Source organism: Nevskia sp., assembly GCF_051860985.1.
Lineage (GTDB): Bacteria > Pseudomonadota > Gammaproteobacteria > Nevskiales > Nevskiaceae > Nevskia.
Window position 1 is genome coordinate 107,618 of record NZ_JBIMKV010000009.1, and the last position, 25,149, is coordinate 132,766.

Sequence of the window (25,149 nt, forward strand, 5' to 3'; positions counted from 1 at the left end):
GAAGGTCACCGTATGGGTAACGCGATCGTTGTTGGTCCAGGTCACCGTGCCGCCGGCCTTCACCGTCACCACCTTCGGCGAGTACTCGTAGTCGACGATCGACACCGCCGCCGTGCTGCTGGCGGCCGCTGCCGGTGCAGCGGCGGGCGCGGCGACCGGAGCCGGCTCGGCGGGCACCGATTCCATATGGCCAGTTTCCGGCGGCAAGCGCTCTTCGACCGGCGGCGTCACCACCTCGTCGGGCTTGCCGGCCTGTTCGCTGACCACCCCGCCGGCAGCCGGATCGGCATCGGTCACCGTCAGTTCGACGCGGCGGTTCAGCGCCCGGCCCTCGTCGGTGTCGTTGCTGGCGATCGCGACGATCTTGCCGTAGCCGTTCGAGGTCATCCGCTCCGGCGCGACACCATGTTCGGCGAGATAGGTCTTCACCGAGGCCGCGCGGCGATCCGAGAGCTTCTTGTTGTAGGCGACCGAGCCCTTGGCATCGGTATGGCCGCCGATTTCCACCTTGATGTCCGGCCGGCGCGCGAGTGCCGCGGCCACCTGATCGAGGATCACCTTGGCATTGACCGTCAGCACCGCCTGGTCGAACTCGAAGTTCACGCCGCGCAACACGATGTTGTCGCCCTTCTTGCAGCCATCAAGCGACACCTGCGTGCCGGCATCGGCCCCGGTGCAGGGCGGCGGCGGCGGTGGTGGGGCCGGCGGTGGCGGCGGCGGAATTGCGGCTTCCTCCTGCGGCGGCGGAGGCGGCGGCGGCACGTAGACCGGCTTCGGCGGATTGCTGCCGAACGGAACGCGCAGGCCGACGTTGATCATCGGTTCGTGGTGCTCGAACTGCTCGTTGCGCACCAGGCCCTCGGCGCGCAGCCCGAAGCCGCCGAACATCAGCTCGTAACCGGCGCCGTAGTGGTACAGCGTCTTTTCGCTGCCCTGGACATCGCCATGGATGTACAGGCCGCTGCCGCCCGGCGCGCGGAACAGGAATACGTTGACGCCGAAGCCGCCGGCACCGAGCTTGGAATCGCTCGCGCCGTTCTTGCCCGGGAAGTTGATGAAGCTGCCGCGCAGTTCGAAGTCGATCAGCGCGCCGAGATGCGCACCCAGCGCCAGCGTGCCGCCGATGCCGTTCTTAGTGCCGCGGCCGTCATCGGACAGCACGTACGAGCCCATCGGGGCGATGTAGAACGGCGGGATGTCGTCGGCGCGGACCACTGCGCTCGCTAGCGGGCTCAGCAGCGAAGTCGCGATCACAGCCGGGATCAGGCGACGCTTCAAGGGTTTCATAAGGCTCCGGAGTGCTTGATCTGAAAAAAGGCAAAAAAAAATCCACGCGCGGAGAGACAGCTCACTCTCCAGGCGTGGACTTCGTAGTCCGATGATCAGGCGTCGTTGGCCGATCGAAACTGTCAGCTACCGCGAACAGCTGTTTCGATCTAAGCAACGGACGTGCCAGATACCCGGTTCAGCCCACGGCGCAGGCGGCGGCCATCGGCGTCCGACTCACGACGGCAGGTAGTCGATCGGGTAGCGCGGCACCGTGTAGCTCGGAACATTGCGGGCGCCGAAGTTCATCTGGCGGATCAGGCGCTGCAGCCGCGCTTCCAGCGCCGGATCGGAAAAAGCGCTGGAAACAAGCTCGCAGCGCGTCACCGAGCCGTCCGGCGCCACCGTCAGGCTGACCACCAGCCGGCCGGCGCGCAGGCCTGTCGACTCCCGCGCGGCGCGGCTGAACACGGCATTGAAGGCGTGCTTGCTGCGGTCGAAGCCAAGCTGGATGTCTTCCAGGCTGCGGCCGGCGACGCCGCCCGGACCGCTGCCTGACGGCGCAGCGCTGCCGAGGCCGCCGTCAGCCTGCACGCGGCCGGTGCGCCGCGCACCAAGATCGCCAGCCGCGCCGGCCCGGCTGACATCGCCCCGGCCCTGCTCGGCCACGCCGCCGCTGCGGGCCGCTGCACTGCGGGCCAGCGCATCGCCGCTGTCCGTCATGCGCCCCGGCAGGCGATCGCCGGTCACCGCCTGCGGCCGGTCGACCGAAGCCGTGTGCTGCGCGCCGAGCGCGGCCAGCTGATCGCGCAGTTGCAGCAGGCCGCTGGCCTGCGCCTGCTGGCGGGCCCGCACGGCAGCTGCCGGCGGCGACGGTGCGGGCGACGGCGCAGGCGCGGTGACCGCCGGACGGGCCGGCTTCGCTGCGGGAACGGGTGCCGGTGCCGGCACGGGCAACGGCCGGGCCGGCGGTGGCAGCAGCGCCACCCGTGTCGGCGTCGGTGGTGGCGCCGGCGGCGCCGGCAGGCGCGGCAGTTCCAGCTGTAGCAGCGGCACGACGATCGCGAACGCCAGCATCGGCAGGCCGGCCCGCGCCAGCACGCGGCGGAAGCGGCGATCGGCGGCTACGGCCAAGCCGTGGCGATCGGCATCGCACCAGGCCATCAGCAGGCCGGCGTCCGCACGCATCAGGCGCCGCCCGCCGGCACCGGCACGGCCGGCTTCTCGACCACGGCCAGCGAGACATGGCCGTAGCGCGCGCCGGCACAGGCCGTCATCACGGTGTTCAGCACCCGGAACGGCAGGCGCTTGTCGGCAACGATGTTGATGTCGGCCTCGGCATCCGCCGCTGCCGCCGACGCCTGCAGCGCCGCGCGCAGCCGGCGGAGGGTCTCGGCGTCATCAACCCGGCCAACCAAGCGGCCGTCAAGGCGGATCTCCTGCTCGCTGATGCTGATCGCCACGCTCGGCTTCGGCACGGCGCGGGCCTGCGAATCGGGCAGCTTCAGCGCCGGCGGCACCGGCACGGTTTCGGCGTTCAGCGCGTTGACCAGCAGGTAGAACACCAGAATCGCGAACACATCGATCAGCGACACGATGTTCAACAACACGGCACCGCCGCTGCGCAGGCCGCGCAGGTCCCGGCGCAGTCGGCGTCCGGAACTCATCGACGCGCCCCGGCCGCCGCTTCGCCGATCGCAAGCTTCGGGAACAGTTCGTCCGGATAACCGGCGGCGCGCGCCTGCGGGCTGACCGCACGCAATGCGTCGATCACCGCCACCACGCGGTCATAGGCGATGTCCGGCGCCACCCGCAGGTCGAGGCCGTCCTGCGCGGGCGCCCGCTGCTTGGCGGCCAGCAGCAGCGCCGACAGCCGCGCGCCGTCGTCCGGCCGCAGCCGCTGCACGCGGCCGTCGCCGATGTCGACCCGCAGGCCGTCGGCCAGCAGTTGCAGGCTCGGCCGCGCTGGTGGCGGGACCTCGCGGGCCAGCGTCGTGGCCGGCAGGTCCAGCGCCAGCGCCTTGAGGCGCGCGGCGCTGATCGAGGAGGTCACCAGCAGGAAGAACATCAGCACCGCGAAGACATCGATCATCGACACGATGTTCAGCTCGTCGTCGCGCCGCAGCCGCAGTTGGCGGCGCACACGGCGGGCACGCCGGCCGCCGCGCCGCGCTTCATCGTCGGCCTGCGGATCGGCCGCGCGGCCGATCTCGGCGATGGCGGCCAGCCCGGTCATCGGCACGGGCAATGCCACAGTTCAGGCCGCCGCCGTCCGCACCGGCGGCCGGCCGCTGATGGCGCTGACAAACCGCGAGCACACCGATTCCAGGCTGTCGATCAGCCGCGTCGTGCGGCTCTGCATGTGGGCGTGCAGGAACAGCGCCGGAATCGCCACCATCAGGCCGAAGGCCGTGCAGTTCATCGCTTCCGAGACGCCGGACGACAGCAGGTCGGCCTTCTGCGCCGGATCGGCCGCGCCCAGCGCCGCGAACGCACCGATCAGGCCGAGCACGGTGCCGAGCAGGCCCAGCAGGGTCGACATGTTGGACAGCGTGGCCAGGTAGTGGGTGCGGCTTTCGAAGGCCGGCAGCACATCCATCAGCCCCTGCTCGGTGGCGATTTCCAGTTCGCTGCGGCGGCTGTCGACGCGGGCGCGGTCGATCGCGCCTTCCAGCACCCGGGCGATCGCCGCCGGCGAGGCGGCCAGCAGCGCGTCGATCGCCGGCAGGTCGCCACGCGCCATCAGCGGCGCCAGCGCCGTCAGCAGCGCGCGGTGCTCGCGCTCGGCGGTCAGCAGGAACAGCAGCCGCTCGGCGCTGACCGCGACGACCGCCAGCAGCACCAGCGCGATCGGATACATGAACACGCCGCCCTGCTGGAAGAAGTGGACGATCACGGTCAGGACGTTCATGGGCGCAAGCACCTCGTGGTTCAGTTGCCGAAGGAATGGCGGCGCGCACGCCGGTAGCTGTCGATGCTGTCGAGGGCATCGAGTCGCGCACGGTCGGCAGCGGCATCGGCGGGTGCCGGCGCGATCGTGAAGTTCGACGGATTGCGGCCCGGCGGCAGTGGCTCCTCGTCCTTCCACGGCGTCAGGTACAGGCCGATCGCGGCCTCGTTGTCGCCGACGATGGTCGCGCCGGCCTTGACCGGCTCGGCGCGGCTGGACACAGCGGCCACGGACGCGTCGGCGGCCGCCAGGCCGGTGGCCAGCAGCAGCGCCAGCAGCGGCATCGCGCGCGCGCTCATCGTGCGGCTCCGTCGCCGGCGGCGCTGGCCAGCTGCGCCGGGCGACCTTCCAGCTCCCGCACCCAGGCGGTGACGATCAGGTCCTCGCGGCCGATCAGTTCCTGATAGCGGCGGTAGTACTGCAGCGCCTCCGCCGGGCGGTGCATCGACACGTCGTAAAGGATCGCCAGGTTCAGCGCCGCCGCCGGGTAGTCCGGCTTCACCGCCAGCGCCTGCAGCCAGGCTTTCTCGGCGCGCCCGTGGTCGCCGGCCTCGCGGTACAGCGCGCCGCTCCAGTTCAGCGCCACGATGTTGGCCGGGTTGGCCTTGATCGCGCGCTGGAAGTGCGCCAGCGCCTTGTCGCGCTGCTTGGCGTGCGCGTAGAGGATGCCGGCGTCGGTCAGCGGGCCGGACAGGTCCGGGTAATCCTTCAACAGGCTTTGCAGCGCCGCCTGCGCTTCCTGCGGTCGGTGGTCTTCCATCAGCCCGAGCGCGTTGCGGAAGCGCTCGTCGGCCGGCGGCTTGCCGTTGGCCGGCGGCGCCAGGATCGGCGCCGGCGTGGCGACCGGCACCGGCTCCGCCGCCTTGCGCGCCACCGGCGGCCGGCGCGCCGGCGTGCTGCAGCCGGCCAGCAGCGCGGCGAGCGTCACGGCGACCACCGCCGTCTTAATGGATGGCGTCATAACGGTCCTCCAGACGCACGTTCTTGCCGTAGCGGGCCGGGGCGATCTCGCTGAGCGCGAGACTGCTCTTGCGGACCCAGTCGTTCCAGACGCCCTGGCGCAGATAGGCCAGGTTCGCTTCATAGGCCTTCATGGCTTTCTCGTCGAAGGTGTTGGCCTGCTCTTCCAGCAGCAGCTGGTACTGCTCGCGCGCGTCGGTGCTCAGGCCGCCCGGCCGGTCGGACTGCAGGATGGCGCGGCCGAAATCGCGCCAGACGGTGGCCAGTTCATGGGTCGCCGCCGTGGTCACCTCGGCATAGCCGTAGGTGGCGGCCCGATCGAGCAGCTGCACGGCCGCCTCGATCGCCTTGCGGCGCATCGCCAGGCTGGCCTCCAGCGGCAGGCCCAGACGCAGCAGCGCGGCCCGCGCGGCACCGGCCTGGCCGAGTTCGAGGCTGGCCTGCGCGGCGATCCGCCGTGCCGGCGTGTCGGCGGCCCTGGCGCTGTCCGGACCATCGGCGTCGATGATCGCCTGCAGCCAGAACTGCTGGCGGGCCGGATCGCGCAGCTGCAGGCGGGCGATCTCGGCAAGGCTGCGGCGCGCTTCCTGGGCGCGGTCGAGCGGCTGCGGATAGCGCTCGGCATAGCGTTCGAACTGGGCCGCTGCCGACCGGCTGTCGCCGGCCTTCTGGTAGTCCTGCGCCGCCAGCCACAGCGCCTCGCGGCGCAGATCGGGGGCCAGCGGCTCGCGCTCGGCCAGCTGGGCGTAGACCGCCGCCGCGCGCGCCGGCTGCTGGTCGTTGCCGTAGACCACGGCCAACTTCTTTTCGGCGTCGAGCGCCAGCGGATGCGCCGGGTGACGGCTGCGGAACGCTTCGAGGCTGCGCGCGGCATTGCGCCAGTCCTTCAGCTCGACCCAGGCGGAGGCGGCGTCGTAGTCGGCCGCCGCGCGGATCTCGGCTTCTGGCGCCACCGTACCGACCCGCTGGAAGGCCAGCGCGGCGGCTTTCAGATCGCCGCCATCGCGGGCGACCACCGCCTGCTCGTAGATCGCCCGCGCCAGCCGGTCAGTCACTGGCTGGCGCTGCGGGTCCTGGGCCGGCAGCAGCTTCAGCAGATCACCGTAGGCGCTTTCGGCGGCGGCGTACTGCTGCTGCCGGTAGCGGGCATCGGCGACCACGCCGAGCATCTCGCGCCGCAGTTCCGGCGCTGCCGGCGGCCGCGCCGCCAGCACCCGGCTGGCGACCGTGAACGCCGCTTCGGCATCACCAAGGCTGAGCAGATCGCCGGCGGCGCGAGTCAGGCTCGTCGCCCATTGCGGATGCGCCGGGAACTGGTCGGCCAGGCGCAGCGAGGCACGCACCGATTCGCGCAGCGCCGCGCTGCGGGCGGCATCGCGGCTGTCGCCGGCCAGCCGCTGCCAGGCCTGCACCGCCGCCAGCGCGGTGGCCGGCGACTGCGCCGACGTCTGGCTGCCCGGCAGCTCGTAGGCGGCGCGCTCGTACTGGCGGGCGGCGGCTTCGATCTGGCCGCCGTCGAACAGCGCATCGGCCTGCAGCAGCGCCACCTGGGCAGCGTCGGGATCGTTCGGGAACAGGCTCAGGCTGCGGCCGTACCAGCCGGCGGCGGCGGCGAAATCGGCCTTGCGGGCATCGACCTCGGTCGCCGGCCAGGCCTGCGCGCGTGCATGGTGATGGCGGGCCAGATCGCCGAGATTGCCCTTCAGCGCCGCCAGTACCTCGGCACTCGGCGTGGCCGTGCCCCAGTAGCGGCTGCCGGGCGCGTAGCGCTCGACATAACCCGCCTTGGCAGCGACCAGCAGGTCGGTGAAGCCGCCTTGCTGGTAGGCGGCCATCGCCCGCGTCTCGAACGCCGGCGCCAGCGGGTGCTGCGGATGGCGGCTGACGAACGCCAGGCTGGCTTCGGCGGCTTCGGTGTAGCGCTGCTGATCGAGCAGCTGGGCGGCCAGCGCGCTGTACAGCAGCGTGGCGTAGCGCGGCTCGCTGCCGGCCTGCTGGAAGCGGCTGTTCAGGCTGCTGCCGCCGCCGAGCGCGGCCAGCGAGCGGCCGGTGACCTTCAGCACGTCGCGCACCACTTCGGCCTGGGCTGGCTTCAGCGCCGCCAGCGCCGGCGCCGGATCATCGAGCGTGCCGGGCGGCAGTTCGCGGTCGAGGATCGCGAAGAACGGCGTCAGCGCCTCGGCGTACTTGCCCTGCCGCACCAGCGCCCAGCCGAACTTGTACTGCACCGGCTCGAAGTACGGCGTCGACGGTCCCTGTGCCAGCACCTGCCGGTAGGCGGCCTCGGCCTCGGCGAAGCGGTTGCGCTGGAACAGCAGCTCGCCGGCACGGAACAGGCCGTCCGGCGCGCGGAACGAATACGGATAGCCGGCGCCCAGCTGCTGCAGACTGGCGATCGCCGCATCGACCTCGCCGACCGCCTGCTGGGCACGCGCCAGCTGGTACAGCGCACGGTCGTTGAGCGGATAGTCCGGCGCTTCGCGCAGCAGCGCCTGGTACATCGCGATGGCCTTGCGCAACACCGGCAGGTTCGGCTCGCCATCGACATCGGCCAGCTGCACGCGCAGGTCGGCGCCCCGGCGCAGCGCCTCGGCGCGGTTGGCAGCGCTGGTCGGGATTTCCAGGATGTGGTCGTACTGGGCAATCGCCGCCAGCGGGTTCGGCGGCACCTGCTGCTGCATGCCGGGGCGCAGGATCGACGGCGTGCGCACCACGAAGCGGCCGTTGCGTTGCAGGCCGTTGGTCTCGGTGGTGGAGCCGACGGTGGACACCGGATCGGCTGCTGTCGCGGCGGCGCCACAAACGGCCAGCGCCGCCGCGATCAGTGCCTGCTGCAGACGGGGAAAGTTCATTTCGAGGCCACCTCGGCAACGCGGTCGTACAGCTGCACCAGACCGAAGCGCGCTTCGACCAGCGACTGCTGCGCCTGCTTCTTGATCGCCAGCAGTTCGGCCAGCGCCAGCCGGTCGACCTGGCGGCTCTGCTCGCGGACTGCGGCATCGAGGGCCGGCAGCAGAGTGTCGATCTGCGCCGCCAGCGCCCGCGCCTCCGGCGCCTCGAGCGCCAGCAGCCGGGCGCGCTGGCTGCGCAGCGCCGCGCCCGCTTCGTGGGCGTCCTGCAGCTGCACGAGGCGTTCGCGGAACGGCTGCTGCTGCAGCAGGGCTTCCAGGTGAAAGGTTTCAGGGGCGTCGCCGATCGGCAGCACCCACCAGCGCGGGTCCGGCAGGCGATCGGCCAGCGCCCAGTGCCAGGCCTGCTCCGGCGGGCTGTCGAGCACCGGCGCCAGCAGCGGCGCACGGGCCAGCTCCGCCTTGGCCTTGTCGACGCGCGCGAGCAGATCGGTGAGCTGCTTGATCGCGCGGTTGTAGTAGTCCTGCGCCTGTGCCTGGGCACCGAGTTCGGCCAGCGCCCAGGCGATCGCCACCTGCCCTTCCTGCACCGCCGGGTCGGTCGGGTCGCGGCCGATCAGTTCAATCCACGGCACCAGCGCGGCGCGGATGGCGTTGCCGCGTTCCTCGGCCTCCATCACCCGCACGGCATGGCGCGGCTCGCGGCCCGGCCGCGCGGCCTGCGGCTCGGCCTTGGCGGCGGCCCGGGCGTCGGGGGTCGCCAGCAGCGCCCAGCCGAGCCCGAGCAGCGCCGAGGTCGCATACGGGCCAGGTGCACGCACCCGGCGGAAGGCGTCGGCCGCCTTCAGGCCCTCGCCCTGATCGAGCAGCGCGTAGCCGAGCGTGCTGTTGGCGCGATCGCAGAACAGGCTGGGCGCGTCGCTGCAGCCGCTGGCCAGGGTCTCCAGACCGGCCGCCGTCGCACTGCCGCCGACGGCGCTGTTGTAGGCGCCGTAGGCCGGCGCGGCAGTCTCCGCCAGCGGCATCGCGTCCGGGCGGGCGAGCCCGGGCACGGCGAGCTGCAGCTCGCGCAGCGCCCGCTCGGCGCGATAGCGGCGGCCGGTGGCGTCGAGGAAGCGGATGGCGCGCAGCCGGGGATCGTCGCTGGCGCCGGCCTGGTAGCGACCGCCGCCGCTGGCGTCGGCGGCCAGCGGCGCTTCGCTGCGCTGGCGCGTCTGCGCCTTCAGTGCGGCCTTGCCGACATAGGCGGCGGGCGTCCAGCTCAGCTGCAATTCGACCGGAGCGTTGCCCTTGTCGATCTCGATCTCGACCTGGGCGCGGCTGCGGTCGTCATTGCGGCGCGGATCGAGCCCGACCGCCGCCGCCTGCGCGCGGACCCGATGCCGGCCCGGCGTCAGCGCTTCGGCCAGCAGCACGTGCAGGCCGCCGGCGCTGAGCGCATCGCTTTCGCGCTGGGAAAACAGGTAGCGGGTCAGCGGCTGGCTGTCGATCTGCACCCAGACCTCGCGCAGGCGGCTGTCCTGCGCGCTGCTGCCGACATAGACCGTCAGGCCGGCCACCGACGCGCCGGCCAGCCGGCTGGCGGCCAGGTCGAGATCGAGCGCCTGGCGCGCGGCGGCATCCAGTTCGGCGGCGGCGGCGCGGCTGCCCAGCGTGGCGGCCGCCAGCAGCAGGCACAGCGTGGCGAACGGTCGGTTCATCACGGGCGCGGCCTTTAGCCGAGGTCGTGCAGCCACAGCAGCGTGGCGGTCAGCTGCAGGGCGGCGGCGGCGAGGATCGCGGCGATCTCCAGCAGGTCGATCGAACGCGCGGCGGTGGAACGGGACATGGCGGGAATTCCGGACAGTGGGAAGGAACCTGCCAGCGACGAAACGCTGGCCATCGGGACCTCGGTGTCCGGTGCGACTCGGGCGGCTATGGCCAAGTCACAGGCGCGCTGGGCGCCACGACACCGGTGCAGCAAGAAGCCTGCCAGCCACGAGCGGGCCGCCCTGATAGCGGAGCAAATGGCCGCCGCGCCTCGGCCGGCCACGATGCCAGCCGCCGCCCGGTACGGCCGCCAGGCGGCGGGCGCGGTACGGCGGCCATCCGCCCGGCCAGCCCCAGATCGGTGCACGCGCACCCCGGCGGTGCGGTGCATCGGCCGCCACCGCCGGAGCAACTGCTCGGCAGTCGCAGGCATCTCCTTGATTGATAAGGCTTCAGATCACGGCACGCGTCTTGCTTGGTTAGCGCACGTGGTTAACGGCGATCACGTGAGCACTTTCGTTGCGGCCAATGGCGTCCGCGAATCTCACGTCCTCTGGAGCCGGCCATGTCCACCCCCGCGTACCTCGTCAAAGCCACCCGCGTTCAGCTGCGCGATTTCTCGACGCCGGCGATGCGTGCCTTCCACCTGACCTGGATGGCGTTCTTCGTCTGCTTCTTCGCCTGGTTCGCCTGCGCGCCGCTGATGCCGATCATCAAGGGCGAGTTCGGGCTGACCAAGGACCAGATCGCCAACATCAACATCGCCGCCGTCGCGGTGACCATCCTGGTGCGTCTGGTGATCGGCCCGCTGTGCGACCGCTACGGCCCGCGCAAGGCCTACACCGGCCTGCTGCTGGCAGGCAGCGTGCCGGTGTTCGGCGTCGCGTCCGCGCAGAGCTACGAAAGCTTCCTGTTCTTCCGCCTCGCCATCGGTGCGATCGGCGCCAGCTTCGTGATCACCCAGTACCACACCAGCGTGATGTTCGCGCCCAATGTCGTCGGCACCGCCAACGCCGCGGCCGCCGGCTGGGGCAACTCCGGCGGTGGCGCCACGCAGACGCTGATGCCGCTGATCGTGGCCGCGCTGGCGCTGCTCGGCATCGAACAGGCCGGCGGCTGGCGCGTGGCGCTGCTGGTGCCGGGCGTGCTGATGCTGGCGATGGCCTGGGCCTACTGGAACTTCACGCAGGACTGCCCGGCCGGCAACTACGACACGCTGCGCGCCACCGGGCTGATGCCGGACAGCGGCAAGAAAGTGGGCCTGACCAGCTTCAAGCGCGCCTGCCTGAACTACCGCGTCTGGCTGCTGTTCGTCACCTACGGCGCCTGCTTCGGCGTGGAAATCTTCATCCACAACGTCGCCGCCCTCTACTACGTCGAACGCTTCGGACTGAGCCTGAAGGCCGCCGGCTTCGCGGCCGGCACCTTCGGCCTGCTGGCACTGTTCGCCCGGGCGCTCGGCGGCATCGCCTCGGACCGCATCGCCAAGATCCGTGGCCTCGATGGCCGCACCTGGCTGCTGTTCGGCCTGATGCTCGGCGAAGGTCTGGGCCTCTTGTGGTGGGCGCAGATGGACCAGGTCGCGCTCGCCATCGTCGCGATGCTGAGCTTCGGCCTGTTCACCCACATGGCCTGCGGCGCGACCTACGCGCTGGTGCCGTTCATCGACCGCCAGGCGCTCGGCGGCGTGGCCGGCATCATCGGCGCCGGCGGCAATGTCGGCGCCGTCGCCGCCGGCTTCCTGATGAAGGCCGCCCCCGACACCCAGACCTGCCTGCTGATCCTCGGCGCGCTGGTCTCGCTGTCGGCGCTGTGCGCGGTGGCGGTGCGTTTCAGCGCCGAGCACAAGTCGCGCGAGCAGCAGCTGTTCGAACAGGCCGTTGCCGATCGCCAGGCGCTGACCGCCTGAACCCCGCCGCCACCGCAGGCCCGCCTGCATACGGATGCATTTCATGACTGACACAACACTGCGCCTGGTGGTCATCGGCAACGGCATGGTCGGGCACAAGCTGCTCGAGGAGCTGGCCGGCACGCCGGGCCTGGACATCACCGTGCTCTGCGAGGAACCGCGCCCGGCCTACGACCGCGTGCACCTGTCGGAATTCTTCGCCGGCAAGACCGCCGAGGATCTGTCGCTGGTCGCGCCCGGCTTCTTCGATCAGCCGAACCTCCGTCTGCGGCTGAACGCCAAGGCGGTCGATCTCGATCGCGCCGCGAAACAGGTCGTGCTGGCCGACGGCGAGCGCCTGCCGTACGACCGCCTGGTTCTGGCCACCGGCTCCTATCCGTTCGTGCCCGCCGTCACCGGCCGCGACCGCGACGGTTGCCTCGTCTATCGCACCATCGAAGACCTCGAAGCGATGCGCCACTGGGGCGCGAAGTCGCGGATCGGCGTGGTCGTCGGCGGCGGCCTGCTGGGCCTGGAATGCGCGAAGGCGCTGAAGGACATGGGGCTGGAAACCCATGTCGTGGAGTTCGCGCCGCGCCTGATGACGGTGCAGGTCGACGACATGGGCGGTCGGCTCCTGAAACGCAAGGTCGAAGCGCTCGGCGTGGCCGTGCACACTGGCAGGAACACGCTGGAAATCACCGACGGCGGTGGCGTCGGCGTCGGCGGCCGTCATGCGATGAAGTTCGCCGACGGCTCGCAGCTGCTGACCGACATGATCGTGTTCTCGGCCGGCATCCGGCCGCGCGACGAGCTGGCCCGCACCGCCGGCCTGATCCGTGGCGAGCGCGGCGGCATCCTGATCGACAACCACTGCAAGACCTCCGACCCGGACATCTGGGCGATCGGCGAATGCGCGCTGTGGCAGGGCAGGATCTTCGGTCTCGTCGCGCCCGGCTACGACATGGCGCGGCTGGTCGCGGCCCAGATCAAGGGCACGGCGAAGGCCGAGTTCACCGGCGCGGACATGAGCACCAAGCTGAAATTGCTCGGTGTCGACGTCGCCTCGATCGGCGACGCCCAGGGCGCGACACCCGGCAGCCTGAACTACCTGTTCAGCGATGACGTGGCCGGCGTCTACAAGAAACTGGTGGTGTCGGCCGATGCGAAGACGCTGCTCGGCGCGGTGCTGGTTGGCGACGCCAACGACTACGGCAGCCTGCTGCAGATGGCGCTCAACGGCATTCCGCTGCCGGCGCAGCCGGAATCGCTGATCCTGCCGAGCGTGGAAGGCGGCGCCAAAGGTCTCGGTGTCGATCTGCTGCCGGCCAGCGCGTCGATCTGCTCCTGCAACAACGTGTCGAAGGGCGATCTCTGCGCAGCGATCGAAAGCGGCGCCACCAGCCTCGGCGCGCTGAAGAAGTGCACCAAGGCGGCAACCTCATGCGGCGGCTGCCTGCCGCTGGTCAAGCAGGTGCTCGATGCCGAGCTGAAGAAATCCGGCGTGCTGGTGCTGAACCATCTGTGCGAGCACTTCGCGCACTCTCGCCAGGCGCTGTTCCACCTCGTCAAGCTCGGCGGCCAGAAGACCTTCGACGACGTGATCCTCGCGCACGGCAAGGGACGCGGCTGCGACATCTGCAAGCCGGCGGTGGCGTCGATCCTGGCCAGCTGCTGGAACGAGCACGTGCTCAAACCCAAGCACGCCTCGGTGCAGGACACCAACGACTACTTCCTCGCCAACATCCAGAAGGATGGCACCTACTCGGTGGTGCCGCGCATCCCGGGCGGCGAGATCACGCCGGACAAGCTGATCGTCATCGGCCAGGTCGCCAAGGATTTTGGTCTCTACACCAAGATCACCGGCGGCCAGCGCATCGATCTGTTCGGCGCCAGAGTCGAACAGCTGCCGGCGATCTGGGGCGCGCTGGTCGCCGCCGGCTTCGAATCCGGCCATGCCTACGGCAAGAGCCTGCGCACGGTGAAGTCCTGCGTCGGCAGCACCTGGTGCCGCTACGGCGTGCAGGACTCGGTGACCATGGCGATCCGCATCGAAGAGCGCTATCGCGGCCTGCGCTCGCCGCACAAGATCAAGATGGCCGTGTCCGGCTGCACCCGCGAATGCGCGGAGGCGCAGAGCAAGGATGTCGGCGTGATCGCCACCGAGCGCGGCTGGAACCTGTACGTCGCCGGCAACGGCGGCATGAAGCCGCGCCATGCCGAACTGCTGGCGGCGGACGTCGACGATGCCACGCTGATCAAGCTGATCGACCGCTTCCTGATGTTCTACATCCGCACCGGCGATCGCCTACAGCGCACCTCGACCTGGATCGAGAACCTCGAAGGCGGCCTGGGCTATGTGAAGAAAGTCGTCATCGACGACAGTCTCGGCCTGTGCGCGGAGCTGGAAGCGGACATGGCGCGTCAGGTCGCAACCTACGAATGCGAGTGGAAGCGCGCCATCACCACACCGGAAACGCTGAAGCGCTTCCGTCACTTCGTCAACGCGGCGGACGCCGACAGCAACATCCAGTTCGTCGACGAGCGCGGCCAGATTCGTCCCAAATCCGCCCTCGAGAAAAAGCTGGAGGTGACGCCATGACCGACGCCGCCCGCTGGACCTGCGTCTGCCACCGCGACGACATCGTGCCGAACACCGGCGTGGCCGCGCGGGTCGGCGCCGCGCAGGTCGCGGTGTTCCGCGTCGTGGCGCCCGATGGCACCGAGGACGGCATCTTCGCCATCGACAACTTCGACGTCCGCTCGCAGGCCAACGTGCTGAGCCGCGGGCTGATCGGCGAACTGACGACCGAGCAGGGCCCGGTGCTGGTGGTGGCGTCGCCGATCTACAAGAACCACCTGTGCCTGAAGACCGGCCGCTGCCTGGAAGACGAAGCCTGGTCGGTGCAGCCCTGGGCGGTGCGCTGCGGCGACGATGGCACGATCATGGTGCGCAGCTCGTGACCCAAGCCCGGCGGCCATCGCCCGCTGCCGGCGCGCCAGGCCGCCTGCCGGCCAGCGGGGACCGGCGATGAAGCCCCGTCTGGTGGTGATCGGCAACGGCATGGCCGGCATCCGTACCGTCGAAGAACTGCTGAAGCTTGATCCCGACGGCTACCGGATCACCGTGTTCGGCGCCGAGCCGCACGGCAACTACAACCGCATCCTGCTGTCGCCGGTGCTGGCCGGCGAGAAGCGTTTCGAAGACATCGTCACGCACGACCGCGCCTGGTACGCGCGGCAGGGCATCGCACTGCTGGCCGGCAAGCCGGCGGTCGGCATCGACCGCGCGCGCCGCGTGGTGGTCGCGCAGGACGGGCAGGAAGTCGCCTACGACCGCCTGCTGATCGCCACCGGCTCGCGGCCGTTCGTGATCCCGGTGCCGGGCCACAGGCTACCCGGCGTGATCGCCTTCCGGGACATCCACGATGTCGAGGCCATGCTGGCCGCCGCCCGCAGCCACCGCCACGCGGTGGTCATCGGCGGCGGCCTGCTCGGTCTGGAAGCCGCCAACGGCCTGCTGCGCCAGGGCATGTCGGTGACCGTCGTCCACGTCAACGACCGCCTGATGGAACGTCAGCTCGACCAGCCGGCGGCCCGGCTGCTGAAGGCGGCGCTGGAAAAGCGCGGCATGCGCTTCCTGCTTGAAGCGAACACGGCCGAAATCGTCGGCGATGAGCATGTCACGGCGGTGCGCTTCCAGGACGGCAGCGAGATCGCCGCCGACCTGGTGGTGATGGCGGTCGGCATCCGGCCGAACGTCGATCTGGCCAAGGCCGCCGGGCTGCACGTGGAGCGGGCGATCGTCGTCGACGACACGCTGCAGACCGCGACCGACCCGCGCATCTACGCGGTTGGCGAATGCGTGCAGCACCGCAAGAGCGTCTACGGCCTGGTGGCGCCGCTGTGGGAGCAGGCGCGGGTCTGCGCCGCCCACCTGGCCGGCCTCGGCCATCGCCGCTACGGCGGCTCGGTGACCGCGACCCGGCTCAAGGTCACCGGCATCGATCTCTATTCCGCCGGCGATTTCATCGGCGGGCCGGACACCGAGGACCTGCTGCTGCGCGACCCCGGCCGCGGCGTCTACAAGCGGCTGGTGCTGAAGGGCAACCGCATCGTCGGCGTGGTGCTGTACGGCGAGGTCGGCGACGGTCCGTGGTACTTCGAGCTGATGCAGGCCGGCCGCGACATAGGCCCGCTGCGGCAGCGTCTGCTGTTCGGTCGCGCCTACTGCGAATCGCAGGCGGCGTGAGCGCCCACGCCATGCCGCCGCTGCCATTGCCGGTTCGCCGGCCATCCGGCCTTTTCCCATTCGGCCCCGGCCGTCTGCCCGCGCAGCGCCGGCCTGGCCGTCGCGCAGCCGGCCGGACCGCCGCGATCGGCCCCAAGCAGGTTCCCTGATGGACGGCAGCAACCAGGACGATGTCCCGAGCGTCGCCACCACCTGCCCGTACTGCGGCACCGGCTGCGGCGTGCGGGCAACGGTGCGCGGCACGGCGGTGACGGTGGCCGGCGACGTCGCCCATCCGACCAACCACGGCCGGCTGTGCGTGAAGGGCGCCGCGCTCGGCGAAACCGTGTCGACCACGGGCCGCCTGCGCCATCCGATGCGGCGCACCGCCAACGGCCTGGAACGGCTGCCGTGGCCGGACGCGCTCGATGCGGTGGCCGACGGCTTCCGGCAGATCATCGAGCGCCACGGCCCGGACAGCGTTGCCTGGTACGTCAGCGGCCAGCTGCTGACCGAGGACTACTACGTCGCCAACAAGCTGGTGAAGGGCTTCGTCGGTACCGCCAACATCGACACCAACTCGCGGCTCTGCATGTCATCGGCGGTGGCCGGCCACAAGCGGGCATTCGGCGAGGACATCGTGCCGGTGTCGTACGCCGATCTGGAGGAAGCCGATCTGGTCGTGCTGGTCGGCTCGAACACCGCCTGGTGCCATCCGATCCTGTTCCAGCGCCTGCTGAAGGCGCGCGAGCAGCGGCCGTCGATGAAACTGGTGGTGATCGACCCGCGCCGCACCGCGACCAGCGAGATGTCCGACCTGCACCTGCCGGTGCGGCCGGGCACCGATGTCTGGCTGTTCAACGGCCTGCTCAGCTACCTGCACCAGCACGGGGTCATCGACACCGGCTTCATCGAAGCGCACACGCAGGGCTTCGCGCGGACCCTGGCGATCGCCGACAACACGGCCGGCGACCTGCGCTCGGTGGCCGCCGCCTGCAAGCTCGATCCCGGCGTACTGACGGCGTTCTGCCAGCTGTTCGCCGCCAGCGAGCGGGTGATCACGGCGTTCTCGATGGGCGTCAACCAGTCGTCCAGCGGTACCGACAAGGTCAACAGCATCATCAACTGCCATCTGGCCACCGGCCGCATCGGCAAGCCCGGCGCCGGCCCGTTCTCGATCACCGGCCAGCCGAACGCGATGGGCGGGCGCGAAGTCGGCGGGCTGTCGAACATGCTGGCCGCCCATCTGGAACTCGAGGTGCCGGCGCATCGCGCGCGGGTGCAGGCGTTCTGGCAGTCGCCGCGGATCGCCGACAAGCCGGGCCTGAAGGCGGTCGACCTGTTCGAGGCCATCGACGAGGGCAAGGTCCGCGCGGTGTGGATCATGGCGACCAATCCGGTGGTCAGCCTGCCCGACGCCGACCGGGTGCGGCGGGCACTGGCCAAGTGCGAGCTGGTGGTGGTGTCCGACGTGATGACCGACACCGACACCACCGCCTACGCGCATCTGCTGCTGCCCGCCCAGGGCTGGGGCGAGAAGGACGGCACGGTGACCAATTCCGAGCGCTGCATCAGCCGCCAGCGCGCCTTCCTGCCGCCGGTCGGACAGGCCCGGCCGGACTGGTGGGCGCTGTCCGAAGTGGCGCGGCGCTGGGGCCACGGCGAGCAGTTCCCGTACCGGTCGGCACACGAGATCTTCGACGAACACGCCCGGCTGACCGCCGACGGCAATCACGACGAGGCGCTGCCGCGCTACCTGAACCTTGGCGGCCTCGCCGGGCTCGATCGCGCCGACTACGACCGCCTGCCGCCGACCCGCTGGCCGGTGCTCTCCGACACCGTCGGCGAGCCGGCGCGGGTGTTCGCCGATGGCCGCTACTACACCGCCGACCGCCGTGCCCGCTTCGTGCCGACCCGTCCGCAGCCGCCAGCCGGTCGGCTCGACGAGGACTATCCGCTGGTGCTCAACACCGGCCGGGTGCGCGACCAGTGGCACACGATGACCCGCACCGGCCTGAGCGCGCGGCTGGCCACCCATGTCGCCGAGCCGTTCGTCGACCTGCATCCGCAGGACGCGCTGCTGAGCGGCGTCCGCGAACACGAGCTGGCGCGGGTCAGCTCGGCGCACGGCAGCTGCGTGGTGCGGGTGCGGCTGTCCGGCGATCTGCCACGCAAGAGCGTGTTCGTGCCGATCCACTGGAACAGCCAGTTCGCCTCCGATGCCCGGGTCGGCCGGCTGGTCAGCCCGGTGGTCGATCCGGTCTCCGGCGAGCCGGAGTTCAAGCACACGCCGGTACGCGTCGAACCGTTCAGCGTCGCCTGGCACGGCTTCGCGCTGCTGCGCGACGACCCGGCCGCCGGCCGCGATCCGCGCCCGCACGCCGCCTGGTGGACGCGGATCACGGGCGACGGCTACACGCGCTACGAACTGGCCGGCCGGCGCGTCGACGGCGACTGGCCGGCACAGGCTCGCCGCTTGCTCGGCGTGACCGACCCGGACGCCGACTGGCTGGAATACGAGGACCCGACCGCCGGCGTGTTCCGCGCCGTGCAGGTCGTCGACGGCCGCATCCACGCCTGCTTGTTCGCGTCGCCGCGCCCGGACCTGCCGTCGCGCGCCTGGCTGTCGAGCCTGTTCGGCAAGGCGCAGCTGGACGCCGCCGACCGCGTCGGCCTGCTGATCGGCGAGCCGCTGGCGCGCGGCGCCGACACCGGCGCGACGGTCTGCTCCTGCTTCGGCGTCGGCCGCAAGACCATCGAAGCGGCGATCCGCGGCGGCTGCACGACGCCGGCAGCGCTCGGCGCACAGCTGAAATGCGGCACCAACTGCGGCTCCTGCGTGCCCGAGCTGAAGGGCATCATCGCCGAGCTGCGGGCCCGACAGACCGCGACCTGAGCGCTTCGCCGCCCCCCGCCGAAAGACCGGTGCGTTCCGCTGCGGACAATTAGTAATGTGCCATACTAAATTTCCATCAGCCCGGCCCGCGACCGCCGTGCCCGGCTCTTGAGAACCCCGCAGACGGCAACCGCCAGGAGAGGAGACGCTCATGTCGCTGGACGAAAACATCAAGCACGACACTTTTTACATCGACGGCGACTGGGTCAAACCGTCGACCGATGCCCGCATCGACGTCATCGGCGCCAACACCGGCCTGTCGATCGGCAATGTCCCGGAAGGCGGCGAAGCCGACATCGACCGCGCCGTCATCGCCGCCCGCAAGGCGCTCGACGGCCCCTGGGGCGACACCACGCCGGCGCAGCGCGCCGAGGTGCTGAACCGCTTCGCCGCCGCGATCGAAAAGCGCGCCGACCGCCTGAGCCGCGCCGTCAGCGCCCAGAACGGCATGCCGCTGGCGCTGTCCGAGCAGCTGGAAAGCGGCTATGTCTGCGCGCTGCTGCGCTACTACGCCGCGCTCGCCCAGAACATGCAGGTCGAGGAGCGCCGCCCGTCGCCGCTCGGCTTCGACACGCTGATCCGCAAGGGTCCGGTCGGCGTGGTCGGCGGCATCGTGCCGTGGAACTTCCCGGTGGTGCTGTCGATGATGAAGATCGGCCCGGCGCTGGCCACCGGCTGCACCATCGTGCTGAAGCCGTCACCGGGCACCGTGCTCGACTGCTACATCATCGCCGAAGCCGCCCACGAGGCCGGCGTGCCGGCCGGCGTCATCAACTGGGTGCCGGGCGGCCGCGAGCTGGGCGCCTACCTGGTCTCGCATCCTGGCATCGACAAGGTCGCCTTCACCGGCTCGACTGGCGCTGGCCGCAAGGTCGCCGAAGTCTGCGGCCGCCTGCTGCGGCCGGTCAGCCTGGAGCTGGGCGGCAAGTCGGCGGCGATCATCCTCGACGATGTCAAGATCGAACACCTGCTGCCGGGCCTGCATTTCGCCTCGTTCGGCAACAACGGCCAGATCTGCGCGCTGTCGTCGCGCATCCTGGCGCCGGCCAGCCGCTACGACGAGATCGTCGACGCCATCGCCGGCCTCGCCAAGGGCCTGAAGGTCGGCAGCTCGCTGGACAAGGACACCCAGATCGGGCCGCTCGCCTCTCAGGAACACCGCGCCCGCGTCGAGGGCTACATCGCCAAGGGCAAGGTCGAAGCGCGTCTGGTCGCCGGCGGCGGCCGTCCGAAGGGCGTCGGCGACGGCTGGTTCGTCGAGCCGACGGTGTTCGCCGACGTCGACAACAAGGCGGTCATCGCCCAGGAAGAAATCTTCGGACCGGTGCTGAGCGTCATCAAGTACCGCGACGAGGAAGAGGCGGTGAAGATCGCCAACGACTCGGAGTTCGGCCTCGGCGGCACTGTCTGGTCGTCGGATTCCAAGCGCGCGCAGGCAATCGCCCGCCGCGTGCAGACCGGCACCATCGGCGTCAACGGCTACATGATCGATCTCGCCTCGCCGTTCGGCGGCATCAAGGCCTCCGGCCTCGGCCGCGAAATGGGCCCGGAATCGCTGGCTGCCTACCAGCAGCTGAAGTCGATCTACCTGCCGGCCGGCTGACACGCAGCCCGCCGTACCCGAAGCGGCTGCGCAGCGATGCGCAGCCGCTTTCTTTTTGGGCTCTTTGGGGGCTCGCATCGGAAGACAAAAAAAACCGGCAGGCCTTGCGGCTTGCCGGCAATCTTCCAACCCCTGGGTGAACCGGAACCGGTCCCTGCGGCGGCGCAGGCCCGGCGCGTCGTGGCTGTTGCCGACATGAACGGACGAAAACGGAAAACGGATGCAGCCGGATATCCACGCCCGTCGGCCCGCGTGCGTTGGACGGCGCACAGGTGAGCACCGCGCCGGCGGATGCGCGGCGGCAGGGCCGCGACAAGCGTCGACGGGCGGCGGAAAGCCGGTGCTATGCTTTTTTCGGGTTCTCGACCGGCCTTCCGCGATGCGCCACCTTCCCCCTGCCTTCGGGCTGCTGCTGATCGCATCGCTGCCGCTGGCCGGTCGCGCCGACCTGCTGGCGGTGCCGGCGACGCCGCCCGCCGCTGCCTCGCTCGCACTGCCGCAGCGCGGCGACAGCCAGCAAGGCGTGCTGGCGCGCTACGGCGAACCACTGCGGCGCCATCCACCGGTCGGCGGCAGTTCGCCCGCCCAGCCGCCGATCACGCGCTGGGACTACGACCGTTTCTCGGTGTTCTTCGAGCGCCAGCACGTCATTGACGCCGTGGTGCCCGACGCGCCGGCGCCCCTGTTCGACACCGACGCGCTGCGCGGCGACCGCCGCTGAAACCACGCTGACGGCGTCGACCGGGCAGCGCCGGAACGCAAGCAGCGCGGCGTTCGCTGCACGGTCACCTCAACCTGAGACAATTGCGGTTCCGGCTCGGCGCTGCGCGCGCCGGCCATCCGTCCCCACCGCCCCGATTCCGGCATGAGCCACCGACAGACCCTTCCGCCCGAGTGGGCGCCGCAAGCCGCCGTGATGCTGACCTGGCCGCGCCAGGACGGCGACTTCGCGCGCCACTTCGACGCCGTCGAGCGCAACTTCATCGCCATCGCGGTTGCCATCGGCCGCTTCCAGAACCTGCACGTCAACGTCGCGGAAGCGGCCGACGCCCTGCAGGCGCGGCTGATCAGCGCCGGCGTGCCGCGCGAGCGGCTGATCGTCCACGAAGTGCCGAACGACGACGTCTGGGCCCGTGACCACGGCCCGATCACGGTGGTGCGCGACGGCCGTCTGGTGCACCTGGACTTCACCTTCAACGGCTGGGGCAACAAGTTCTCCGCCAGCCGCGACAACGCGCTGACCCGCAAGCTCGACCAGTACGGCGCCTGGTCGGCGCCGGTGGAGACGGTCGATTTCGTGCTGGAAGGCGGCGCACTGGAAGTCGACGGCCACGGCACCCTGCTGACCACCGAACGCTGCCTGCTGGCGCCGACCCGCAATCCGCATCTCGACAAGACGCAGATCGAGGCGCTGCTGAAAGACCGGCTCGGCCTGGACCGCGTGCTGTGGCTGCGCCACGGCGACCTGATCGGCGACGACACCGACGGCCACATCGACACCATCGCCCGCTACTGCGATGCCTCGACGATCGTCTACCAGGCTTGCCACGACCGCAGCGATGCGCACTACGACGACCTCGCGGCGATGGCCGAAGAACTGCGCGCCTTCCGCGACTGGCGCGGCGAGCCGTACCGGCTAGTGGCGCTGCCGCTGCCGAAGGCGATCTTCGATCCCTACGACGGCCGCCGCCTGCCGGCCGGCTACGCCAACTTCCTGATCCTCAACGGCGCGGTGCTGGTGCCGGTCTACGGCCAGCCGCTCGACGCGGTGGCGCTCGACCTGATCCGGCCGCTGTTCCCGGATCGCGAGGTGATCGGCATCGACTGCAATGCCCTGATCCAGCAGTACGGCGGCCTGCATTGCGTGACCATGCAGATCCCGGCACTGGCCTGATTCCGGAGTCCTTTCGATGGCAAGCAAGACACTGAAGGTCGGCCTCGTGCAGCAGGCCTGTTCCAGCGACCGCGCGCTCAGCGTGGCGGCCAGCGAGGCCGGTGTGCGCGATGCCGCTGCCCGCGGCGCGCAGCTGGTGATGCTGCAGGAACTGCATACCAGCCTGTATTTCTGCCAGCACGAGTCGACCGACCTGTTCGATCTGGCCGAGCCCATTCCCGGCCCGTCGACCGAATGGCTCGGCCGGCTCGCGAAGGAACTGGGCATCGTGCTGGTCGGCAGCCTGTTCGAGCGCCGCGCGCCGGGGCTCTACCACAACACTGCCGTGGTCATGGAGCGCGACGGCAGCCTGGCCGGCAAGTACCGGAAGATGCATATCCCGGACGATCCGGGCTACTACGAGAAGTTCTACTTCACGCCGGGCGACCTCGGCTTCGAGCCGATCCCGACCAGCGTCGGCCGGCTCGGCCTGCTGGTCTGCTGGGACCAGTGGTATCCGGAAGCCGCACGGCTGATGGCGCTGGCCGGCGCCGATCTGCTGCTGTACCCGACCGCGATCGGCAACAACCCGGAAGATCCCGAGGACGAGCGCGAGCGGCAGCGCGAGGCCTGGGTGACGATCCAGCGGGCGCATGCGGTGGCCAACGGTCTGCCGGTGGTGGTGGCCAACCGCATCGGCTTCGAGCCGGACCCGACCGGCCAGACGCCGGGCCAGCGCTTCTGGGGGACCAGCTTCGTCGCCGGCCCGCAGGGCGAATTCCTGGCGCGCGCCTCGACCGATCAGCCCGAAGTGCTGGTCGTCGATGTCGATCTGGCGCGCTCGGAGAACGTGCGCCGCTGGTGGCCGTTCCTGCGCGACCGGCGCATCGACAGCTACGGCGATCTGACCCGCCGCTTCCGCGACCGCTGACCCCCGACGCCGATCGCCGCCGCCGGCCCCGGCATCGGCATCGGTCCCGATCTCAGCGGCTGTACGGGCTGAACAGTTCCCAGATCAGCCGCGTGGCATCGATGTCCCGGGTGGTGACGCCGCGCAGGCCGACCTGCACGTCATTGCCGGGCCAGGTATGGCCGCCGCGGTTGATCGTGTAGAAGCGCACCGGCTGGCCGGAGGCGCAGCTGTCCCAGAGATCGAGATCCACCGTCGTGCCGTCGTTGACGCGATCGGGCAGCCGGCTGCGCTGGGGCAGGCCGAGACAGCCGTTGCGGCGGGCATTGAAGCGGGCGGTGTCCGGAGCCGAGGCCAGCCCGACGCGGTCGCCGTAGCTGACCCGGGCGTCGGCGGTGCCGTGCATGCCGATCACTGGCAGCCCTGCGGCGGAGGTGCACTGCGCGGCCAACGAATCGAGCAGCGTGGCGGACACGTAGGCCATGGCCGTGATCCGCTCCGGGCGTTCGCAGGCGTAGCGCTGGGCCATGAAGCCGCCGGACGAGAAGCCGCTCAGATAGACGCGCCGGGGGTCGATCGGCAGGCTGCCGGCGGCGTTGTCGATGACCCGGGTGATCAGTTCGACGTCGTCCTCCGAACGCGGCCGGTCGCGGCGCGGATCGTGGTTCCAGGCGCGGCCGCTGGCTTCCGGCAGGATCGCCCAGGCGCCGGTGTCGCGCACCAGCTCGCCGAGGCGGATCAGGTTGGCCATCGCTTCCGGGCTGCCGCCGCCGTAGTGCAGGACCACCATCACCGGCACCCGGCCGGTCGGCGCGGCAACCGGGCGCAGGTAGAGCACCCGGCGGATCGCCGACGTGCCGACCGAAAACTGCTGCTCGAAACTGGTCACGCCGGGCACCGGGTTGAGTCCGCGCTGGGCCAGCGCGGCCGGGGCGGCCACCAGCAGCGCCAACGCCACCAGCAGGGCCCGCACGGCGCCAGCGCGCGGGCGCGTGGCCACCGCGTGGCGGCCGGGGTTCAGTGGCAGGGGCATCGCATTCTCCAGTGTGGGGGAACCAGGCCTGGCCTGACCGGCGGCACGGCCGCCCGGCTCAGGCAGGGCCGGCTCGTGGTGCGGTGCCGGCGGCGCCGTCATCGGAACGGCCGGCGGGGCGGAAGGTGCCTCGCCGGCAGTCGCCGGCGGTTCAGCGCATCGGCAGGCGCTGCCAGGACCCGTAGACCGGGTTCGGCAACAGGAAGTAGCGGGCGCCGAACTGCGCCGGATCGCCGATATCGACCTGCGACAGGTACGGGAAATCCTTGATGTTGTCGCCGACATAGGCGAGCACCTGCAGCGCCGGCAGCTTGGCGGCGGCGACGCCGACTTCCTCGATCAGCCGGAAGCGGCTGTTCTTGTCGAAATCGCTGCGGTCCTTGGCCAGCAGCAGCACGTCGATAACGATTCCAACCTTGGCCAGGTTGGCCAGCGTCGCGGCGCGGTGTGGCCCTTCCTCGCGATTGCTGACGACGATCACCTTGCCGCCCAGGCCGCGCACCGCCGTCACGAATGCCGCCGCGCCGGGCAGCGCGTCGGCCTGCTCGGACAGCACCCACTGGGTCCAGCGGTCCGGATCGTGCACGTCGACGCCCTGCACCTGATCGGCGCATTCGGCCTTGGAATTGTCGAGCAGCGTCTCGTCGAGATCGGCGACCACCGCCCAGCTGCCTTTCGGCCGGCTGCGCGCCTGCGCGGCAACCCGGTCGGTGGCCTGCCGGAATACCTGCTCGTAGGCGGCGCGGCGTTCCGCCGAGACGTGGAACCAGCGCAGCGCGCCGGTCGCCTTGCCGCTGGTTTCGAGCTGCTGGCAGACCACGCTGTAGTCGATCGGAGCGAGCGCCCGCTTTCCGGACGGCGAGGACGCACAGCCGGCAACCAGCAGGGTGGCGACGGCGAGGCAGGCGGTTCTGATCATGGCAGGCGCGGAATGGAAGTGG

The 25,149-nt window shown here is 70.7% G+C and carries 20 protein-coding genes; 9 read left to right on the forward strand and 11 right to left on the reverse strand.

Annotated elements, in window-relative coordinates:
* From ACTIGJ_RS10920 to ACTIGJ_RS10960, 9 genes are all read right to left on the reverse strand, one after another.
* Nucleotides 1-1,278, reverse strand: a 1,278-nt coding sequence (locus ACTIGJ_RS10920) for an OmpA family protein (RefSeq protein WP_439640342.1), incomplete at its 3' end; no start/stop codon positions are given.
* A 225-nt stretch (nt 1,279-1,503) separates the two neighbouring features.
* On the reverse strand, nt 1,504-2,454 hold the full coding sequence (locus ACTIGJ_RS10925) for a hypothetical protein (protein WP_439640343.1): 951 nt from the start codon (nt 2,452-2,454) through the stop codon (nt 1,504-1,506).
* Complete coding sequence (locus ACTIGJ_RS10930; protein ID WP_439640344.1) at nt 2,454-2,933, reverse strand: ExbD/TolR family protein; 480 nt, start codon at nt 2,931-2,933, stop codon at nt 2,454-2,456. The genes ACTIGJ_RS10925 and ACTIGJ_RS10930 overlap by 1 nt, the downstream gene beginning before the upstream one ends.
* Nucleotides 2,930-3,502, reverse strand: a complete 573-nt coding sequence (locus tag ACTIGJ_RS10935; protein ID WP_439640392.1) for an ExbD/TolR family protein — start codon at nt 3,500-3,502, stop codon at nt 2,930-2,932. The genes ACTIGJ_RS10930 and ACTIGJ_RS10935 overlap by 4 nt, the downstream gene beginning before the upstream one ends.
* Before the next feature lie 21 nt (nt 3,503-3,523).
* Nucleotides 3,524-4,177: a MotA/TolQ/ExbB proton channel family protein gene (locus ACTIGJ_RS10940; protein WP_439640345.1), complete on the reverse strand. Its 654-nt coding sequence runs from the start codon at nt 4,175-4,177 to the stop codon at nt 3,524-3,526.
* Nucleotides 4,178-4,197: 20 nt separating this feature from the next.
* Nucleotides 4,198-4,515, reverse strand: coding sequence for a hypothetical protein (locus ACTIGJ_RS10945; RefSeq protein WP_439640346.1), 318 nt, complete (start codon nt 4,513-4,515; stop codon nt 4,198-4,200).
* Nucleotides 4,512-5,177 carry a tetratricopeptide repeat protein gene (locus ACTIGJ_RS10950; RefSeq protein ID WP_439640347.1) on the reverse strand — a complete coding sequence of 222 codons (666 nt, stop codon included), beginning with the start codon at nt 5,175-5,177 and terminating at the stop codon, nt 4,512-4,514. The genes ACTIGJ_RS10945 and ACTIGJ_RS10950 overlap by 4 nt, the downstream gene beginning before the upstream one ends.
* A complete protein-coding gene (locus tag ACTIGJ_RS10955) occupies nt 5,161-8,028 on the reverse strand; it encodes a tetratricopeptide repeat protein (RefSeq protein WP_439640348.1) in 2,868 nt (955 codons plus the stop codon). The genes ACTIGJ_RS10950 and ACTIGJ_RS10955 overlap by 17 nt, the downstream gene beginning before the upstream one ends.
* On the reverse strand, nt 8,025-9,725 hold the full coding sequence (locus tag ACTIGJ_RS10960; RefSeq protein WP_439640349.1) for a hypothetical protein: 1,701 nt from the start codon (nt 9,723-9,725) through the stop codon (nt 8,025-8,027). The genes ACTIGJ_RS10955 and ACTIGJ_RS10960 overlap by 4 nt, the downstream gene beginning before the upstream one ends.
* 614 nt (nt 9,726-10,339) lie before the next feature.
* Here ACTIGJ_RS10960 and ACTIGJ_RS10965 point away from each other — a divergent pair.
* The 9 genes from ACTIGJ_RS10965 (at nt 10,340) to ACTIGJ_RS11005 (ending at nt 23,196) form a co-directional block, all read left to right on the forward strand.
* On the forward strand, nt 10,340-11,683 hold the full coding sequence (locus ACTIGJ_RS10965; RefSeq protein ID WP_439640350.1) for an MFS transporter: 1,344 nt from the start codon (nt 10,340-10,342) through the stop codon (nt 11,681-11,683).
* 58 nt (nt 11,684-11,741) lie between these two features.
* On the forward strand, nt 11,742-14,264 hold the full coding sequence (gene nirB / locus ACTIGJ_RS10970) for a nitrite reductase large subunit NirB (protein WP_439640393.1): 2,523 nt from the start codon (nt 11,742-11,744) through the stop codon (nt 14,262-14,264).
* On the forward strand, nt 14,261-14,626 hold the full coding sequence (nirD, locus tag ACTIGJ_RS10975; RefSeq protein ID WP_439640351.1) for a nitrite reductase small subunit NirD: 366 nt from the start codon (nt 14,261-14,263) through the stop codon (nt 14,624-14,626). The genes nirB and nirD overlap by 4 nt, the downstream gene beginning before the upstream one ends.
* Nucleotides 14,627-14,693: 67 nt before the next feature.
* Nucleotides 14,694-15,914 carry an NAD(P)/FAD-dependent oxidoreductase gene (locus ACTIGJ_RS10980; protein WP_439640352.1) on the forward strand — a complete coding sequence of 407 codons (1,221 nt, stop codon included), beginning with the start codon at nt 14,694-14,696 and terminating at the stop codon, nt 15,912-15,914.
* Nucleotides 15,915-16,062: 148 nt separating this feature from the next.
* On the forward strand, nt 16,063-18,789 hold the full coding sequence (locus ACTIGJ_RS10985; RefSeq protein ID WP_439640353.1) for a nitrate reductase: 2,727 nt from the start codon (nt 16,063-16,065) through the stop codon (nt 18,787-18,789).
* Nucleotides 18,790-18,940: 151 nt separating this feature from the next.
* The gene (locus tag ACTIGJ_RS10990) at nt 18,941-20,392 is read left to right on the forward strand and encodes an aldehyde dehydrogenase (RefSeq protein WP_439640354.1); all 1,452 of its coding nucleotides are present in this window, start codon (nt 18,941-18,943) and stop codon (nt 20,390-20,392) included.
* 379 nt (nt 20,393-20,771) lie between these two features.
* Nucleotides 20,772-21,113 (forward strand): phosphodiesterase, encoded by a 342-nt coding sequence (locus ACTIGJ_RS10995; protein WP_439640355.1) that lies wholly within the window; start codon nt 20,772-20,774, stop codon nt 21,111-21,113.
* 144 nt (nt 21,114-21,257) lie between these two features.
* Nucleotides 21,258-22,286 carry an agmatine deiminase family protein gene (locus tag ACTIGJ_RS11000; RefSeq protein WP_439640356.1) on the forward strand — a complete coding sequence of 343 codons (1,029 nt, stop codon included), beginning with the start codon at nt 21,258-21,260 and terminating at the stop codon, nt 22,284-22,286.
* Nucleotides 22,287-22,302: 16 nt separating this feature from the next.
* Nucleotides 22,303-23,196, forward strand: a complete 894-nt coding sequence (locus ACTIGJ_RS11005; RefSeq protein WP_439640357.1) for a carbon-nitrogen hydrolase — start codon at nt 22,303-22,305, stop codon at nt 23,194-23,196.
* A 52-nt stretch (nt 23,197-23,248) separates the two neighbouring features.
* On the opposite strand, the gene ACTIGJ_RS11010 is transcribed toward ACTIGJ_RS11005, so the two are convergent.
* Both ACTIGJ_RS11010 and ACTIGJ_RS11015 read right to left on the reverse strand, forming a co-directional pair.
* The gene (locus ACTIGJ_RS11010) at nt 23,249-24,208 is read right to left on the reverse strand and encodes an alpha/beta hydrolase family esterase (protein ID WP_439640358.1); all 960 of its coding nucleotides are present in this window, start codon (nt 24,206-24,208) and stop codon (nt 23,249-23,251) included.
* Between the two features lie 151 nt (nt 24,209-24,359).
* A complete protein-coding gene (locus ACTIGJ_RS11015) occupies nt 24,360-25,127 on the reverse strand; it encodes an HAD family acid phosphatase (RefSeq protein ID WP_439640359.1) in 768 nt (255 codons plus the stop codon).
* Nucleotides 25,128-25,149: the final 22 nt, after the last annotated feature.